The sequence below is a fragment of the Mesorhizobium robiniae genome (assembly GCF_040545535.1).
GTDB classification, from domain to species: domain Bacteria; phylum Pseudomonadota; class Alphaproteobacteria; order Rhizobiales; family Rhizobiaceae; genus Mesorhizobium; species Mesorhizobium robiniae.
This window is the reverse complement of record NZ_JBEPMC010000009.1, coordinates 34,614-51,262: the sequence shown is the minus strand read 5'-3', so window position 1 is coordinate 51,262 and position 16,649 is coordinate 34,614. Positions and strand designations below refer to the sequence as shown.

The 16,649-nt window shown below is 60.9% G+C and carries 18 protein-coding genes; 17 read left to right on the top strand and 1 reads right to left on the bottom strand.

Translation table 11 applies throughout. The features are described from left to right. Positions 1–7: 7 nt before the first annotated feature. Positions 8–160 (bottom strand): hypothetical protein, encoded by a 153-nt coding sequence (locus tag ABID19_RS23440; protein ID WP_352934604.1) that lies wholly within the window; start codon positions 158–160, stop codon positions 8–10. A gap of 324 nt (positions 161–484) precedes the next feature. Between ABID19_RS23440 and coaD the strand changes: the two genes are divergently transcribed. The 17 genes from coaD to ABID19_RS23355 all read left to right on the top strand — a co-directional run bounded on the left by coaD (position 485) and on the right by ABID19_RS23355 (position 16,643). Continuing rightward, complete coding sequence (gene coaD / locus ABID19_RS23435) at positions 485–985, top strand: pantetheine-phosphate adenylyltransferase (protein ID WP_352934602.1); 501 nt, start codon at positions 485–487, stop codon at positions 983–985. Positions 986–1,060: 75 nt separating this feature from the next. Further along, on the top strand, positions 1,061–1,651 hold the full coding sequence (locus ABID19_RS23430; RefSeq protein ID WP_354493314.1) for a peptidylprolyl isomerase: 591 nt from the start codon (positions 1,061–1,063) through the stop codon (positions 1,649–1,651). Positions 1,652–1,679: 28 nt separating this feature from the next. Next, positions 1,680–2,192: a peptidylprolyl isomerase gene (locus ABID19_RS23425; RefSeq protein ID WP_091593716.1), complete on the top strand. Its 513-nt coding sequence runs from the start codon at positions 1,680–1,682 to the stop codon at positions 2,190–2,192. Next, complete coding sequence (locus tag ABID19_RS23420) at positions 2,189–2,584, top strand: hypothetical protein (protein WP_352934596.1); 396 nt, start codon at positions 2,189–2,191, stop codon at positions 2,582–2,584. Before ABID19_RS23425 ends, ABID19_RS23420 begins: the two co-directional genes overlap by 4 nt. Before the next feature lie 12 nt (positions 2,585–2,596). Then, complete coding sequence (queA, locus tag ABID19_RS23415; protein ID WP_352934592.1) at positions 2,597–3,709, top strand: tRNA preQ1(34) S-adenosylmethionine ribosyltransferase-isomerase QueA; 1,113 nt, start codon at positions 2,597–2,599, stop codon at positions 3,707–3,709. After that, the gene (tgt, locus tag ABID19_RS23410; protein ID WP_354493313.1) at positions 3,706–4,836 is read left to right on the top strand and encodes a tRNA guanosine(34) transglycosylase Tgt; all 1,131 of its coding nucleotides are present in this window, start codon (positions 3,706–3,708) and stop codon (positions 4,834–4,836) included. The genes queA and tgt overlap by 4 nt, the downstream gene beginning before the upstream one ends. Positions 4,837–5,096: 260 nt before the next feature. Next, complete coding sequence (locus tag ABID19_RS23405) at positions 5,097–5,333, top strand: Lrp/AsnC ligand binding domain-containing protein (RefSeq protein WP_352934586.1); 237 nt, start codon at positions 5,097–5,099, stop codon at positions 5,331–5,333. A gap of 172 nt (positions 5,334–5,505) precedes the next feature. After that, complete coding sequence (locus ABID19_RS23400; protein ID WP_435528767.1) at positions 5,506–6,918, top strand: circularly permuted type 2 ATP-grasp protein; 1,413 nt, start codon at positions 5,506–5,508, stop codon at positions 6,916–6,918. A 165-nt stretch (positions 6,919–7,083) separates the two neighbouring features. Next, the gene (locus ABID19_RS23395; RefSeq protein WP_352934582.1) at positions 7,084–8,025 is read left to right on the top strand and encodes an alpha-E domain-containing protein; all 942 of its coding nucleotides are present in this window, start codon (positions 7,084–7,086) and stop codon (positions 8,023–8,025) included. A 7-nt stretch (positions 8,026–8,032) separates the two neighbouring features. Then, positions 8,033–8,827, top strand: coding sequence for a transglutaminase family protein (locus ABID19_RS23390; protein WP_354493312.1), 795 nt, complete (start codon positions 8,033–8,035; stop codon positions 8,825–8,827). 31 nt (positions 8,828–8,858) lie between these two features. Beyond that, complete coding sequence (locus ABID19_RS23385; protein WP_354493311.1) at positions 8,859–9,590, top strand: peptidase; 732 nt, start codon at positions 8,859–8,861, stop codon at positions 9,588–9,590. 24 nt (positions 9,591–9,614) lie between these two features. After that, positions 9,615–11,027 (top strand): pyridoxal phosphate-dependent decarboxylase family protein, encoded by a 1,413-nt coding sequence (locus tag ABID19_RS23380; RefSeq protein WP_354493310.1) that lies wholly within the window; start codon positions 9,615–9,617, stop codon positions 11,025–11,027. Positions 11,028–11,158: 131 nt separating this feature from the next. Continuing rightward, on the top strand, positions 11,159–11,926 hold the full coding sequence (locus tag ABID19_RS23375) for a DeoR/GlpR family DNA-binding transcription regulator (RefSeq protein ID WP_354493309.1): 768 nt from the start codon (positions 11,159–11,161) through the stop codon (positions 11,924–11,926). Between the two features lie 126 nt (positions 11,927–12,052). Then, positions 12,053–13,579, top strand: a complete 1,527-nt coding sequence (gene glpD / locus ABID19_RS23370; RefSeq protein ID WP_354493308.1) for a glycerol-3-phosphate dehydrogenase — start codon at positions 12,053–12,055, stop codon at positions 13,577–13,579. Positions 13,580–13,607: 28 nt separating this feature from the next. Continuing rightward, a complete protein-coding gene (locus ABID19_RS23365) occupies positions 13,608–14,690 on the top strand; it encodes an ABC transporter ATP-binding protein (RefSeq protein ID WP_354493307.1) in 1,083 nt (360 codons plus the stop codon). A 13-nt stretch (positions 14,691–14,703) separates the two neighbouring features. Further along, positions 14,704–15,774 (top strand): ABC transporter ATP-binding protein, encoded by a 1,071-nt coding sequence (locus ABID19_RS23360; protein WP_354493306.1) that lies wholly within the window; start codon positions 14,704–14,706, stop codon positions 15,772–15,774. Between the two features lie 2 nt (positions 15,775–15,776). Continuing rightward, a complete protein-coding gene (locus ABID19_RS23355; protein ID WP_354493305.1) occupies positions 15,777–16,643 on the top strand; it encodes a carbohydrate ABC transporter permease in 867 nt (288 codons plus the stop codon). Positions 16,644–16,649 lie beyond the last annotated feature (6 nt).

Genomic DNA, 16,649 nt, shown 5'->3' with positions numbered 1-16,649 from the left:
GGCCGGATCAGAAGTGGCGATAAGGCTTGCGGATGCCGAAGCCTTCGAATCGCTTGATATTGGCCTTGGCGCGGACGCGGCCTGCTTCCTGATGCAGCCCGAATACGGTGGCTATCAGCATGGCGACGGTCATTGCGGCGGCGAGCATGTAGATCAGCATGTGCTTGTTCTCCTGCGCCTAACAACGTTCAAATGGGGTTTTGGTTTCATCTTCTGAAGCTGTAACCTAGTGAACGCTGCGTGAAGCCTTCGTGATCGGCCTGTTCATTTGTCGTTCATCTCGGCCAGAAGCTTCATTCAAAGCGCATCGCGATTAACGTGGCTCAGACGATGCGCTTTGGATCCCGTTGGGGTGCATGTCGTTGTCCCAAACCGCTGCGCACCCTCGGGTCAGGCCCAAGGCCAGGTTTTTTGGGCGACATGCATTGGCGGCTCGTTAATCGGATTTGCCTTTGCGAGAGAGGCTCGCTAGAAGCACCCTGCCATGACTGAACGCATCGCTCTTTACGCCGGCTCCTTCGACCCGCTGACCAACGGCCACCTCGACGTGCTGAAGGCGTCGCTGGCCGTCGCGGACACCGTCTATGCGGCGATCGGCATTCATCCCGGCAAGAAGCCGTTGTTTTCGTTCGAGGAACGGGTTGGGCTTATAGAAGCGGCGACGAAGGCCGAATTCGGCAACGACAGCGTCCGCATCAAGGTCGTCGCTTTCGACGGGCTAGTCATCGACGCGGCCAGGAAGCACGGCGCGTCGATCATGATCCGCGGCCTGCGCGACGGCACCGACCTCGACTATGAGATGCAGATGGCCGGCATGAACGAAACCATGGCGCCGGAACTGCAGACGGTTTTTCTACCCGCCAGCCCTTCGGTGCGAACCATTACCGCCACACTTGTCCGTCAGATAGCCTCGATGGGAGGCGACATCCGCCCCTTCGTGCCGGCGGCTGTGGCTGGCGTACTCACCGCCAAATTCGCGAAATAAGGCATGTCGACCAGAAGTCGAACCCGGTTTCGGGACAGCGATATGCATGAAACAAAGGTTTTCGGAGAAAGATCCATGCAGCTCAAAAGGCTTGCCACCTGCTTCGTCGTTCTTTTCGGCCTTGTGGCTGCATCCGTTTCGGCGCTCGCAGCCGATCCGGAAAACACCATGATCATAACGCTGAAGGATGGCGACGTGACCATCGCGCTCAGGCCCGATCTCGCGCCCAAGCATGTCGAGCAGATCAAAAAGCTGGTCCGCCAGGGCGCTTACGACAATGTCGCTTTCCACCGCGTCATCGACGGCTTCATGGCACAGACCGGCGACGTAAAGTTCGGCAACATGAAGAACGGTTTCAGCGCCGATGCTGTCGGCACCGGCGGTTCAGATCTTCCCGACCTGCCGGCCGAATTCTCGACGTCCGAGCGCTACGTGCGCGGCGTGGTCGGCATGGCCCGCTCGCAAAACCCGGATTCCGCCAATTCGCAGTTCTTCATCATGTTCGCGCCGGCGCCGCCGCTCGATGGCCAGTACACCATCGTCGGCAATGTCGAAAAAGGCATGGAGTTGGTGGACCAGATAAAGAAAGGCGACGAGGCGCAAAACGGGGTTGTCACCGGTCCCGATCGCATGATCAAGGTGCGTATCGCCGCCGACGGCAAGTAAACCCATTAGCTTCAAAGGATATTCTGACATGGCCGAGATCAAGGACCGCGAGAACGCGCTCATCATGGAAACGACCAAGGGCAAGGTCGTCATCGAACTGTTTCCCGATCTGGCGCCTGGCCATGTCGGTCGCATCAAGGAATTGGCGCGCGAAGGCGCCTATGACGGCGTCGTGTTCCACCGCGTCATCGACGGCTTCATGGCGCAGACCGGCGACGTGAAATTCGGCAATTCCAGCAAACCCTCTTTCGCGCCCGCCCGTGCCGGCACCGGCGGCTCCGACAAGCCCGACCTGAAGGCAGAGTTCTCCAACGCCAACCATGGCCGCGGCACCTGCTCGATGGCGCGCTCGCAGAACCCGAACTCGGCCAACTCGCAGTTCTTCATCTGCTTCGACGATGCCGCCTTCCTCAACCGTCAGTACACGGTCTGGGGCCAGGTCATCGAAGGCATGGACAATGTCGACAAGATCAAGCGCGGCGAGCCGGTGCCGGATCCCGACAAGATCGTGTCGCTGAAGGTCGCGGCCGACGTGAAATGACCTATCGGGCTGTCGCGACTACTCTGATGCTTGTCGCGGCGGCCACTCCGGCGCTGGCAACGGAATCGATGATTTGCAGCGCAGAAGGCGACGCGGCATCGATCGATGTCCTGATGGGGAACACCGCCACGATCGCAGTCGCGCGCGTGTGGCTGGATGCCGGCGGCAAGACATGGACCACCGATGGTCAGCCGGGATCGATGAAAGTGATCGTCGGACAGGCATTCGAGGACGACCAGCACATGGCGATCGATCTCACCGACGAGGGTATCAGCTCGATTGTCGCCAAACTGCGACTGGTCAAGGCCAGCGAACAGTCCAATGTCGCAATGGGCGGCACGCTGAGCATCGACGGTGTTGGCGCCTGGGCGGTAACCTGCCCGGAACCTTGAGGCGGGGTTTTCTTGCGCGTCGACCTTTTCGACTTTGAACTGCCGGAGGAGCGCATCGCGCTTCGACCGGCAGAACCGCGCGACAGCGCCAACATGCTGGTGGTCAGGCCGGGTGAGGGGCTCGAAGACCGAACGGTGCGTGAGCTGCCGTCGCTGCTCGAGACCGGTGACGTGCTGGTGTTCAACGACACCAAAGTCATTCCGGCACAGTTGAAAGGCATCAGGCGGCGCGGCGAGGCGATGGCGCAAGTCGAAGCCACGTTGCACATGCGGGTAGGGCCGGACCGCTGGCTGGCTTTCATGCGTCCGGGCAAGCGCATCGCCGCCGGCGACCGCATCCATTTCGGCCATGACGCCAATTCCTGCTTTCTCGGCCAACTCGACGCCACCGTGATCGAGAAGGGCGAGGCCGGCGAAGCGCTGCTCGGTTTCGACCTCTCGGGCCCGTTTCTCGACGAGGCACTGCACGCCGTCGGTCACATTCCGCTGCCGCCCTACATCGCCTCGAAGCGTGACGACGACGAACGCGACCGCATCGACTACCAGACCATCTATGCCAGTGAGGAGGGGGCTGTCGCCGCTCCCACTGCCGGCCTGCATTTCACGCCCGAGCTTTTCGCCGCACTCGATGCCAAGGGCATCGAGCGGCGCTTCGTCACCTTGCATGTCGGTGCCGGCACGTTCCTGCCGGTGAAAGTCGACGACACGGCCGATCACAAGATGCATGCCGAGATCGGTTCGGTCAGCCCGGAAACGGCCGCGGCGCTCAACGCGGCAAAGGCGCGTGGCGGGCGCATCATAGCCGTCGGTACGACGTCGCTGCGCCTGCTGGAGAGCGCCGCGCGGGAGGACGGCACATTGGCCGGATGGTCAGGTCCGACCGATATCTTCATCATGCCCGGCTATCGTTTCAAGGCCGCCGACATGCTGATGACCAATTTCCATCTCCCGCGCTCGACGCTGTTCATGCTGGTTTCGGCGTTTTGCGGGCTGCAAACGATGCGTGCGGCCTACGAGCATGCCATCGAGAACCGCTACAGGTTTTACTCCTATGGAGATGCAAGTCTTCTGTTCAAGGAGGAGAACGATGGACGCGCGCCCAGTATACAACAAGGAATTCAATGACTAAGGCGTTCACCTTCAAGGTGCTGGCGACCGACGGGAAAGCGCGGCGCGGCTCCATCACCATGCCGCGCGGCGAAATCCGCACGCCGGCCTTCATGCCGGTCGGCACCGGCGGCACCGTCAAGGCCATGTATATGGATCAGGTGCGCGGTGTCGGTTCGGACATCATCCTGGGCAACACCTATCATCTGATGCTGCGACCCGGCGCCGAACGTGTGGCGCGGCTTGGCGGCCTGCACGAATTCGCCCGCTGGCCGCATCCGATCCTGACCGACAGCGGCGGCTTCCAGGTGATGTCGCTGTCGAAGCTGAGGAAACTCACCGAAAAGGGCGTCACCTTCCGTTCGCACATCGACGGCGCCGCCTACGAGATGTCCCCAGAACGCTCGATCGAGATCCAGGGACTGCTCGATTCCGACATCCAGATGCAGCTCGACGAATGCACCGCGCTGCCGGCCAAGGAGAACGAGATCGAGCGGGCCATGGAGCTATCGCTGCGCTGGGCCGAGCGTTGCAAGACGGCGTTCGGCGACCAGCAGGGGAAGGCGATGTTCGGCATCGTCCAGGGCGGCGACATAGCCGCGTTGCGGCTGCGCTCGGCGCAGGCGCTGAAAGCGATGGACCTCAAGGGCTACGCGATCGGCGGGCTGGCGGTCGGCGAACCGCAAGCGGTGATGCTCGAAATGCTCGATATCACCTGCCCGGAGCTGCCGGCGGACAGGCCCCGCTATCTGATGGGTGTCGGCACGCCGGACGATATATTGAAATCGGTGGCGCGCGGCATCGACATGTTCGACTGCGTGATGCCGACCCGCGCCGGCCGCCATGGCCTCGCCTATACAAGGCGCGGCAAGGTCAATCTGCGCAACGCCCGCCACGCCGATGATCCGCGTCCGCTCGACGACGAGAGCGACTGCCCGGCCGCGCGGGATTATTCACGTGCCTATCTGCACCACCTCGTGCGCTCGCAAGAGGCGCTGGGGGCGATGCTGCTGACCTGGAACAATCTTTCCTACTACCAGAGGCTGATGCAGGAGATTCGTGCCGCCATCGAAGCCGGCGCTTTCGAGGCGCGGGCGGCAGAGATTTCCGAGGGCTGGGCGAGGGGCGTTATTCCGGCGATGTGAGCGACCGCTCCGCCCGGTTCGACTATCCACGTCTGCGAAGATTCGGCGATTGGCTGCACTTAAGCTTCCTTCAGGGGAGCGCCGTCCTGATGCTTGAAAGCCGGGCGGCAGTCTGCCACAAGGGCCGCCTATGCGCATGACCCCGAAAATCGGAATCGATTTTCGGAAAGGATCATGCGCAATCAAAGTGCTACAGCGTCCTTTGCGCGTCCAAAAAGGACGCGCGGCGCTGTAGGTGCAAGCTTGAGCAGGACCGGGCAATGAAGGCATTTTTCGTGCAGATAAAGTGCGATCTGGGCAAGGCCTATGAGGTTGCCAGCGCTTTGGCCGATGCCGAGATCGCTTCGGAAATTTACTCTACAGCCGGCAATTACGATCTGCTCGCCAAATTCTATGTCGACGACGAGGAAGACATCGGCCATTTCGTCAACGAGAAGGTGCAAGTCCTTCCGGGCATCAAGGACACGTTCACGGTCGTCACCTTTCGTGCGTTCTGAGCAGTGCCGGCCGCCTGCCTGGACATAAGGCAAAGCCTGATCACAGCCATATTGGTGCTGCCCTAATTTTAGGCAGCCGCGACATACTGATCGCCAGCACCCTCCAAATCACCGATTGCGCTTGATTTTCTCCGGTGACGCCAGTGAAATGGCCTCACAGGGGAGTATGCGATTGGCAGCGTTCGACGAAATGCTTCCGGAAATCTCCGGATTGAGAACACCATATTCGGCTTACGATCGCTGGCTGAAGGAGCAGGATCCGGCCAGGCTTACCGAAAAGATGCAGGACGCCGAGCGCGTCTTCCGCAAGACCGGCATCACCTTTGCCGTCTATGGCGAGCAGGAAGCCTCCGAGCGGCTGATCCCCTTCGACATCGTTCCGCGCATCATTTCCGGCAATGAATGGCGACGGCTGACGCAAGGCATCGAGCAGCGCGTGCAGGCGCTGAACGCCTTTCTCGACGACATCTATCACCGCCAGGAGATCTTGCGCGCCGGGCGCGTCCCCAAGGAATTGATCGCCAAGAACGAGGCGTTTCTGCCGGAAATGATCGGGGTTCGGCCGCCGGCCGGCGTCTACACCCATATCATCGGCGTCGATATCGTGCGTATCAGCGAGAACGAATTCTATGTGCTGGAGGACAATGCGCGCACGCCCTCCGGCGTCTCCTACATGCTGGAGAACCGCGAGACGATGATGCAGCTCTTTCCCGAGCTGTTCCAGCAGATCAAGGTGCGGCCGGTGGAAAACTATCCGCAGCTCTTGCGCCAGTCTCTGGCAGCGGTGCGGCCGCAGAGCACCAAGGGCGCGCCAACCATCGCCGTGCTGACGCCGGGCAGCTTCAACTCCGCCTATTTCGAACATGCCTTCCTTGCCGACCAGATGGGCGTGCAGCTTGTCGAGGGGCAGGATCTGCGCGTCGTCGACGGCCACGTCGCGATGCGCACGACCGAAGGCTACAAGCAGATAGACGTGCTTTACCGGAGGGTCGACGATTCTTTCCTCGATCCGCTGACCTTTCGGGCGGACTCGGCACTTGGCGTGCCTGGAATCATGGATGTCTACCGCGCCGGCAACATCACCATCGCCAATGCGCCGGGAACCGGTATCGCCGACGACAAGGCGATCTATTCCTACATGCCCGAGATTGTCGAATTCTACACCGGCCGCAAGGCGATCCTCGGCAACATCCCGACCTGGCGCTGCTCGGAACCGGACAGCCTGAAATACGTGCTCGAACATATCGACGAGTTGGTGGTCAAGGAAGTTCACGGGTCCGGCGGCTACGGCATGCTGGTCGGGCCGGCGGCGACCAAAAAGGAATGCGAGGATTTTTCCAAGAAACTCGCGGCAAAACCGTCGAACTACATCGCCCAGCCGACCTTGGCGCTGTCGACCTGTCCGATCCTGACCGACAAGGGGCTGGCGCCGCGCCATGTCGATCTCAGGCCCTATGTGCTGGTTTCCGACCGCATCCAGATCGTGCCCGGCGGGCTGACGCGCGTGGCGCTGAAGGAAGGCTCGCTGGTGGTCAATTCCTCGCAGGGCGGCGGCACCAAGGATACGTGGGTGCTGGATGATTAGAGAGTGAATAGTGAATAGTGAATGGTGAATAGTGAATAGATAAGGATGACATGTCGTTGATGTTGGTGAAATGCCCTGAAATGAAGCACGCGGCGTCGTGCCCGAGAAAAATTCGGCCATTCACCATTCACCATTCACCATTCACCGTCCGAAGGACCGCGTAGAATGCTTCTCGGCCGCACCGCCAACGGGCTCTACTGGATGAACCGCTACATCGAGCGGGCGGAAAACATGGCGCGGCTGGTCGATGCCGGGCTGCGCATGGCGCTGACACGTACGCAGAACGCTTCGGAGGAGTGGAATTCGGTGCTGCTCAGCGCCGGCTCGGACGCTGCCTTCACGCAGAAATATTCCGACTATACCGCCGCCAATGTCGCCGATTTCCTGCTGCGCGACACGTCGAACCCGTCGAGCACGATGGCGTCGATCGAGACGGCCCGCAACAATGCCCGCATGGTGCGCACCGCGCTGACCCGCGAAACCTGGGAAAGCATCAACGAAGCCTGGATGTCGCTGAAGCGGATGCTGGCCAGGCCGATAGACGAACGCGACCTGCCCAGCGTGCTCGATGCGATCAAGCGCGAGACGGCGCTGATCCGCGGCTCGTTCTACGGCACCATGCTGCGCAACGAGATCTTCGATTTCTCCCAGCTCGGCACCTATGTGGAGCGCGCCGACAACACGGCGCGCATCCTCGACGTGAAATACTATGTGCTGTTGCCGTCGATCTCATGGGTCGGTTCGACGCTGGACAATTACCAGTGGGAATCGATCCTGCGCTCGGTGTCGGCGCACCGCTCCTATCGCTGGGTCTACGAGGCCGACTACAAGCCGACCAACATCGCCGACTATCTGATCCTCAATGTGCGCATGCCGCGCTCGCTGACCTTCTGCTACCGATTCCTGACCGAGCATCTCAGGTTCCTGGGCGACGATTATGGCGAGCGTCATGCCTGTCATGCGACGGCGGGCAAGACCCAGGCCATGCTGACGGCCGGCTCGATCAAGGACATATTCGACGCCGGCCTGCATGAATTCCTGGCCAATTTCATTCGCGACAACACCAGGCTCGGCGACGAGATCGCGCAGGACTATCGATTCTACTGAGGAAGCCATGCGGCTGAAGATCACCCACCGGACCGAATACCGCTACGATGCGCCGGTGCATTATCTGCTGCAGCGGTTACGGCTGCTTCCGGTCAGCGGATCGACGCAAACCGTGTTGTCATGGGCGCTGAAGATCGAAGGCGCGCGCGAGGAAGTGCGCTTCACCGACCATTTCGGCAACGACACGCGGCTTTTGAGTGTTGAAGGCGAGCGCGATTTTATCACCGTCGCGGCATCGGGCGAGGTGGTGACACGCGACACGTCGGGCGTCTCCGGGCCACATCAGGGTTTCGCGCCGCTCTGGCTGTTTGGCCACGAAACGCCGTTGACGACGATCGGCAGCGGCATTCGCGAGCTCGCGGCGTCGGTCGGCGAGGGGACGGATATCGAAAGATTGCATAGACTGATGGCCACGATCGGCGAGCGCGTCGCCTATACGCCGGGCACTACCAACGCGGCGACCCCGGCCGAGGATGCGCTGGCACTCAAGACCGGCGTCTGCCAGGATCACAGCCATATCTTTGCCGCCGCCGCGCGCGCCATGGGGTTTCCGGCCCGCTACGTCAGCGGCTATCTAATGATGGATGCGGCAGTCGAGCAGGCAGCAAGCCATGCCTGGGCCGAGGCGCATGTTGCGGGCCTCGGTTGGGTTGCGTTTGACGTCGCTAACGGCATTTCGCCTGACGAACGCTATGTAAAAGTGGCGACCGGCCGTGACTATCGCGACGCGACGCCCGTATCGGGGATTCGGCTGGGACAAGCAGAAGAACAGCTTGCGGTCACGGTCACGGTGGAGCAGTAATCCTCGACAAGATTGCTGCCAAAGAGATTCGATGACCTATTGCGTCGGCCTGAAGATCGATCGCGGGCTCGTGTTCATGTCCGACACGCGCACCAATGCCGGCATGGATTCGATCTCGACCTTCAAGAAGATGCATGTCTGGGAAGAGCCGGGCGAGCGCGTCATCGTGCTGATGTCGGCCGGCAATCTGGCTACGACGCAGGCGGTCGTCAGCCTGCTCGACGAGCGCACCAAGGCAGTTGGCGATCGCCACGCGACACTGCTCGAAACGCCCTCCATGTACCAGACGGTGCGGATGGTCGGCGACACCGTCAAGGAAGTCATCGCCAGTTCGTCACCGTCCGGCGACAAGGCGGATTCCTATTTCAATGCCTCCTTCATCCTCGGTGGCCAGATCAAGGGCAGCGCGCCGCGGCTGTTCATGATCTATCCGGAAGGCAATTTCATCGAATCGACCGACGACACGCCGTTTTTCCAGATCGGCGAGACCAAATACGGCAAGCCGATCATCATTCGCGCCTATGAAAAGACGATGAGTTTCGCCGAGACGGTGAAACTGCTGCTGGTGTCGTTCGACTCGACGCTGAAATCGAACCTGTCGGTCGGTCTGCCGCTCGACCTGCTGTTCTACGAAAAGGACGCCTACAAGGTCAGCCTGAAGAAGCGGATAGCCCAGGACGATCAATACTACCGCACCATTTCGGACGGCTGGTCGAACGCATTGAAGGCTGCTTTTGCGAGCCTGCCTGACTTTCCCGAATAGACCGCTTGTCTTTCCGGAGGTGCGATGAACAACGACGAATTCCGGCAATGGTCGAGGCGGGCCGCGGATTGGGGCGCCGATTACCGCAACTCGCTGCGTGAAAGACCGGTGCGGCCGCTGGTCGATCCCGGTGACATCTTCAAGAGCGTTGAGACTTCGCCGCCTGAAACGGCCGAGCCGATGGATGAGATCTTCGCCGATTTCGAGCAGAAAATCCTGCCGGGCATGACGCATTGGCAGCATCCGCGCTTCTTCGCCTATTTCCCGGCCAATGCCGCACCGGTTTCGGTGGTGGCCGAATATTTGGTCTCGGCGATGGCCGCGCAATGCATGCTCTGGCAGACCTCGCCGGCAGCGACCGAACTTGAGACGCGCGTCGTCGACTGGATGCGTCAGGCGCTTGGCCTGCCGGAAGGGTTTTCCGGTGTCATGCAGGATTCGGCGTCTTCGGCGACGCTTGCCGCCATGTTGACCATGCGCGAGCGCGCGCTCGACTGGCGGGGCAACGAGAAGGGCCTGCAAGGCCAGCCGACATTGCGCGTCTATTCTTCCGACCAGGTTCATACCTCCATCGACCGGGCGATCTGGGTATCGGGCATCGGCGAGGACAACCTCGTGCGCATTCCGGTTGCCGGCCGCTTTCGCGCCATGGATGTCGCAGCCCTCGACACAGCGATCGTCGCCGACCGTGAAGCTGGCATGCTGCCGGCCGGCATCATCGCCTGTGTCGGCGGCACCAGCACCGGTGGTACGGATGATGTTGCCGGCGTCGCCGCGGTAGCCAAGCGCCATGGACTCTATCTGCATGTCGATGCGGCCTGGGCCGGATCGGCAATGATCTGTCCCGAGTTTCGCCATTTCTGGACTGGCGCTGAGCAGGCGGATTCCATCGTCTTCAATCCGCATAAGTGGCTGGGCGCGCAGTTCGACTGCTCAGTGCAGTTTATCCGCCAGCCGGAGGATCTGGTTCGCACACTGGCGATCAAGCCCGAATTCCTGAAGACGCATGGACGCGACGGCATCATCAATTATTCCGAATGGTCGGTGCCGCTCGGCAGGCGTTTTCGTGCGCTGAAGCTGTGGTTCCTGCTGCGCGCCCATGGGCTGGAGAATCTCCGAACCATGATCCGCAACCATGTCGCCTGGAGCGAAGGCTTCGCTGCTCGGCTGGCCCGGGAATCGGACTTCGAGCTCGTCACGGAGCCGATGCTGTCGCTGTTTTCGTTCCGGCATCTGGCGGCGGCCGGCATCGATTCGGACGAACACAATCTGCGGCTGGTCAACGCGATCAACGACGATGGTCGCATCTACCTGACACAGACGCGGGTGAACGGTCAGGTCGCGATCCGCTTTCAGGTCGGACAGTTCGAGACGACGGCTGCAGACATCGACACCGCTTTCGAGGTCGTCACCGAAATCGCCCGTAAGCTGACTTGAGTTGAAATTGGTCGGAAAAGTTGCGCTGAGGTTTGTCTCCGGGCGCATGGAATTTCGTTAGCCGGCTTATGCCTTTTTATCACTTTCGTTTTCCGCTATAGACAAGAAAAACGAAAACGGGAGCTTCCCCAATGTATCTATCGCCGCGTCATTCAGAAATCATCCAGATGGCCAAGGACCATGGCCGCGTGCTGGTCGACGATCTGGCGACGCATTTCAACGTGACGCCCCAGACCATCCGCAAGGACCTCAACGATCTGTGCGACCAGCGGCTGCTGTCGCGCATTCATGGCGGGGCGCTGTTTCCCTCCGGCATCGAGAACATGGAATATGAGGCACGGCGCAAGATCGCTGCCGACGAAAAGGAGGCGATCGGCCGCGCAGCGGCCAGGCTGATCCCGGACAATGCCTCGCTGTTCATCAATATCGGCACCACGACGGAGTCGGTCAGCAAGGCGCTCCTTGATCATAGCGGCTTGATGGTGATCACCAATAATATCAATGTTGCCAATAGGATGCGCATATATCCTTCGATTGAGGTGGTGATCGCGGGCGGTGTCGTGCGCGGCTCCGATGGCGGCGTGGTCGGCGAGGCGGCGGTCGATTTCATCAGGCAGTTCAAGGTCGATTACGCGGTGATCGGCGCCTCGGCAATCGACCATGACGGCGCGCTGCTCGATTTCGATTTTCGCGAAGTGAAGGTGGCGCAGGCCATCATCGCCAATGCAAGGCATGTCATCCTCGTTTCCGACCAGACCAAATTCGAGCGGACGGCGCCGGTCCGCATCGGCCACCTGTCGCAGGTCAACACCTTCATCACTGACCGCTGCGACATTCCCTCGGTGCGCAAGATCTGCCAGGAGGCAGAGGTTCAACTGATCGAGACGTCGCTGCCCTAGAGGCTGCCGTTGCGGCAACAGCGGCCGTTTACATTTCGTTTGACATTCGTTCTCATTTCGAAATAATCCCGACACGGTTTCGTAAAAACCTAAAATTGCTGCAATGCGAAATCCGGGAGGACTATTGTGGGCGCATCCCCGATCCATGACATCTTCGTCATCGGCGGCGGAATCAATGGTTGCGGCATTGCCCGCGATGCAGCTGGGCGCGGCTTTTCGGTCTTCCTTGCCGAAATGAACGATCTGGCCAGCGGAACCTCTTCCGGCTCGACCAAACTGATCCATGGCGGCCTGCGCTATCTCGAATTTTACGAATTCCGCCTGGTGCGCGAGGCGCTGATGGAGCGCGAAATTCTCTGGAAGAACGCGCCGCACATCATCTGGCCGATGCGCTTCGTGCTGCCTTATGCCAAGGGCCTGCGCCCGGCCTGGCTGATCAGGCTCGGCTTGTTCCTTTACGATCACATTGGCGGGCGCAAATTGCTGCCGGCGACCAAGACGCTGGACATGGCAAAGGACCCAGCCGGCAAGCCGCTGAAGCCGTTGTTTCGAAAGGCCTTCGAATATTCCGACGGCTGGGTCAACGATGCGCGGCTGGTGGCGTTGAACGCCCGCGATGCTGCCGATCGCGGCGCAACGATCCGAACCCGCACGAAAGTCATCAGCGCACGCCGTGAAGGCGAGCTTTGGACGGTCAGGCTGGAAGACCTGCAGACCGGCGACACCGAGGAGATCAAGGCGCGGCTTTTGGTCAATGCCGCCGGTCCATGGGTCGACCATGTGCTATCTGCTACGGTCGGCCTGAACGACGTGCACAATGTCCGGCTGGTGCAGGGCAGCCATATCGTCATCGGCAAGAAATTCGACGATCCGCGCGCCTATTTCTTCCAGAACAAGGATGGCCGCATCATCTTTGCTATTCCCTATGAAGATGAGTTCACGCTGATCGGCACCACGGACCAGGACTATTCTGGCGACCCTCGTGAGGTGAAGATCAGCGATGCCGAGATCGATTACCTGTGTGCCGCGGCGAGCGAATATTTCGCGCAACCAGTCAAGCGTTCGGACATCGTCTGGACTTATTCGGCCGTGCGCCCGCTTTATGACGACGGCGCTTCGAAAGCGCAGGAAGCGACCCGCGACTATGTGCTGAAGACTGACGGCGGCGAGGGCATGGCGCCGATCATCAACACGTTTGGCGGCAAGATCACCACCTATCGCCGGCTGTCGGAATCGATGCTGGAGAAGATCGAAGGTTTTCTCGGCAAGCGCGGCAAGCAGTGGACCGCAAACGCGTCGCTACCGGGTGGCGATTTCCCGGCCGGCGGCTTCGACGCCGAAGTGGCGAAACTGAAAACGGCCTATCCGTTCCTCGACGCGCGTCTGGCGCGACGCTTGACCCGGCTTTACGGAACTCGCGCAAGGATGCTGCTGGGCCTCGCCAGATCGAATGCCGACCTTGGCCGCAACTTCGGCGCCGATCTCTACGAGGCCGAGGTGCGCTACCTCGTTCAAAATGAATGGGCGATGACGGCCGAAGATGTATTGTGGCGCAGGACCAAGCGTGGCCTGCATCTGAGCCGCGAGCAGGCGGCAGCGCTCGACGAATTCATGCGCGGGATAAGCCGGCGCCATGTCGCCGCTGCCGAATAGTGATGCAGAAAGCCTGGGAGGAGGCATCATGCTGGAACTGAGAAACGTGACGAAAACGGTCGCCGCGACGGAGCATATACGCGACGTGTCGCTGACGCTTCAGCACGGCTCGCTCAACGTCCTTCTCGGACCGACGCTTTCCGGCAAGACCAGCCTGATGCGGTTGATGGCCGGCCTTGATGTTCCAACATCCGGTTCGGTCTGGTTCGATGGCAAGGATGTCACCGGCATCCCGGTGCAGAAGCGCAACGTCGCCATGGTTTACCAGCAGTTCATCAATTATCCGGCGATGACCGTCTACGAGAACATCGCCTCGCCGCTAAGGGTAGCCGGCACCGATCGGGCGAAGATCGACAAGGAGGTGCGCAATGCCGCCGCACTTCTCAAGCTAACGCCCTTTCTCGACCGCACGCCGCTCAGCCTCTCCGGCGGCCAGCAGCAGCGCACCGCGCTGGCTCGTGCCATCGTCAAGAACGCCAGCCTTGTGCTACTCGACGAGCCGCTCGCCAATCTCGACTACAAGCTGCGCGAGGAGCTGCGCGCGGAATTGCCCAGGATTTTCGCGGCGACCGGCACCATCTTCGTCTACGCCACGACGGAGCCGCATGAAGCCTTGCTGCTCGGCGGCAACACGGCGACGCTTTCCGAGGGCCGCATCACCCAGTTCGGCCCGACGATCGACGTTTTCCGCAGACCGAACGACCTCGTCACGGCCAAGACTTTCGCGGATCCACCGCTCAACACGATCGTGCTGAAGAAGAGCGGTTCGAGCTTCCTTCTTGATGGTGGGGTGAACCTCCCGGTGCCGGCTGAGCTCGCCGGTATTGCCGATACGAGTTACACGATCGGCTTCCAGCCCCACCATCTCTCTCTTGCCCGGCCGAGCCCGTCGGCCGTTCCGGTGAGAGCCAAGGTCTCGGTCACCGAGATCACCGGTTCCGAAAGCTTTGTGCATCTCGACTTCGCCGATGTCCGCTGGGTGATGCTGGAGCACGGCATCCTGGTGTTCGAGCCCGACCAGACCATCGAGGTGTTCATCGATCCGCGCCACATCATGGTTTTCGACGCGAACGGCCGCTCGGCCGCGCCGCCACAAATGCTGGCGGCTTGAGGGAGGAGGGCACATGGCGCGCATCGACTGCAACCACATCCGCCACGCCTACGGACCGCATCCGAAGTCGGACAAGGACTATGCGCTGAAGGAGGTGCATCACACCTTCGAGGACGGCGGCGCCTATGCGCTGCTGGGGCCGTCGGGCTGCGGCAAGACCACGCTGCTCAACATCATTTCCGGCCTGTTGTACCCGTCGCATGGCGAGCTTCTGTTCGACGGCAAGGACGTGACCAATCTGTCGACGCAGGAGCGCAATATCGCGCAGGTGTTCCAGTTCCCGGTCATCTACGACACCATGACCGTCTACGACAATTTGGCCTTCCCGCTGCGCAACCGCGGCGTTGCGGAACCTGACGTCGACCGCAAGGTGCGCGAAACGCTTGAGATGACGGGGTTGGCCGATATGGCCCGGAGAAAGGCGAGGGGGCTGACCGCCGACCAGAAACAGAAGATCTCGCTCGGACGTGGGCTGGTGCGCTCCGATGTCAACGCGATCCTGTTCGACGAGCCACTGACCGTTATCGACCCGCATATGAAATGGGTGCTGCGCTCGCAGCTGAAGCAGCTGCACAGGCGCTTTGGTTTCACCATGGTCTATGTCACCCACGACCAGACCGAGGCGCTCACCTTCGCCGAAAACGTCGTCGTCATGTATGAGGGCGAGATCGTGCAGATCGGCTCTCCAGCCGAGCTGTTCGAGCGCCCCAAACATACATTCGTCGGCTATTTCATCGGCTCGCCGGGCATGAACGTCATGCCGGTCGCGGTCGAAGGCAGGAGCGCGCGGCTCGGCAGCCAGACGATCGAATTGCCGGGCACGCCCAAGGCTGGAACCACAGGCGCGATCGAACTCGGCATCCGCCCCGAATATGTCAGGCTTGGCGCCATCGGCATGCCGGTTTCAATCAGGAAGGTCGAGGATATCGGCCGCCACAAGGTGGTGCGCGCCAGTTTCGAAGGCCGCGACATCGCGGCGATCGTCGGCGAGGATGAGAACATTCCCGCCGATCCGAAGATCGCTTTCGATCCGGCCGGCATCAACCTCTATGCCGATTCCTGGCGCGTCGAGATGGGAGGCTGAGCATGGAAAGGACCTGGAACAACAAGGCCTGGTTCATGGTGCTGCCGGTGCTTCTGCTGGTGGCGTTCTCGGCAATCATCCCGCTGATGACGGTCGTGAATTATTCGGTGCAGGATACTTTCGGCAACAACGTCTTCTTCTGGGCGGGCTCGGAATGGTTCGAGGAGATCCTGCATTCCGACCGCTTTTGGGAAGCGATGGCCCGCAACCTGGCCTTCTCGGCCATCATCCTGATCATCGAGATTCCGCTCGGCATCTTCATTGCGCTCAACATGCCGAAGAAAGGCTGGGGCGTGCCGGTCTGCCTGGTGCTGATGGCGCTGCCGCTGCTCATTCCTTGGAACGTCGTCGGCACGATCTGGCAAGTGTTCGGCCGCGTCGATATCGGCCTGCTCGGATATACGCTGCGGGCGCTCGGCTTCAACTACAACTATGTCAACGACCCGTTCGACGCCTGGGTCACCGTCATCGTCATGGACGTCTGGCACTGGACCAGCCTCGTCGTGTTGCTCTGCTACGCAGGATTGGTCTCGATCCCCGACGCCTATTACCAGGCAGCCAAGATCGATGGGGCGTCGCGCTGGGCGATCTTCCGCTACATTCAGCTGCCGAAGATGAACCGCGTGCTGCTGATCGCGGTTCTGCTGCGCTTCATGGACAGTTTCATGATCTACACCGAGCCGTTCGTCGTCACCGGCGGCGGCCCCGGCAACACCACCACTTTCCTGTCGATCGATCTGGTGAAGCTGGCGATCGGCGAGTTCAACCTCGGCGAGGCGGCGGCGATGTCGATTGTCTATTTCCTGATCATCATGCTCCTGTCCTGGGTGTTCTACACCGTCATGACAGCCTACGACGCGGAGCGGTGAGATGGC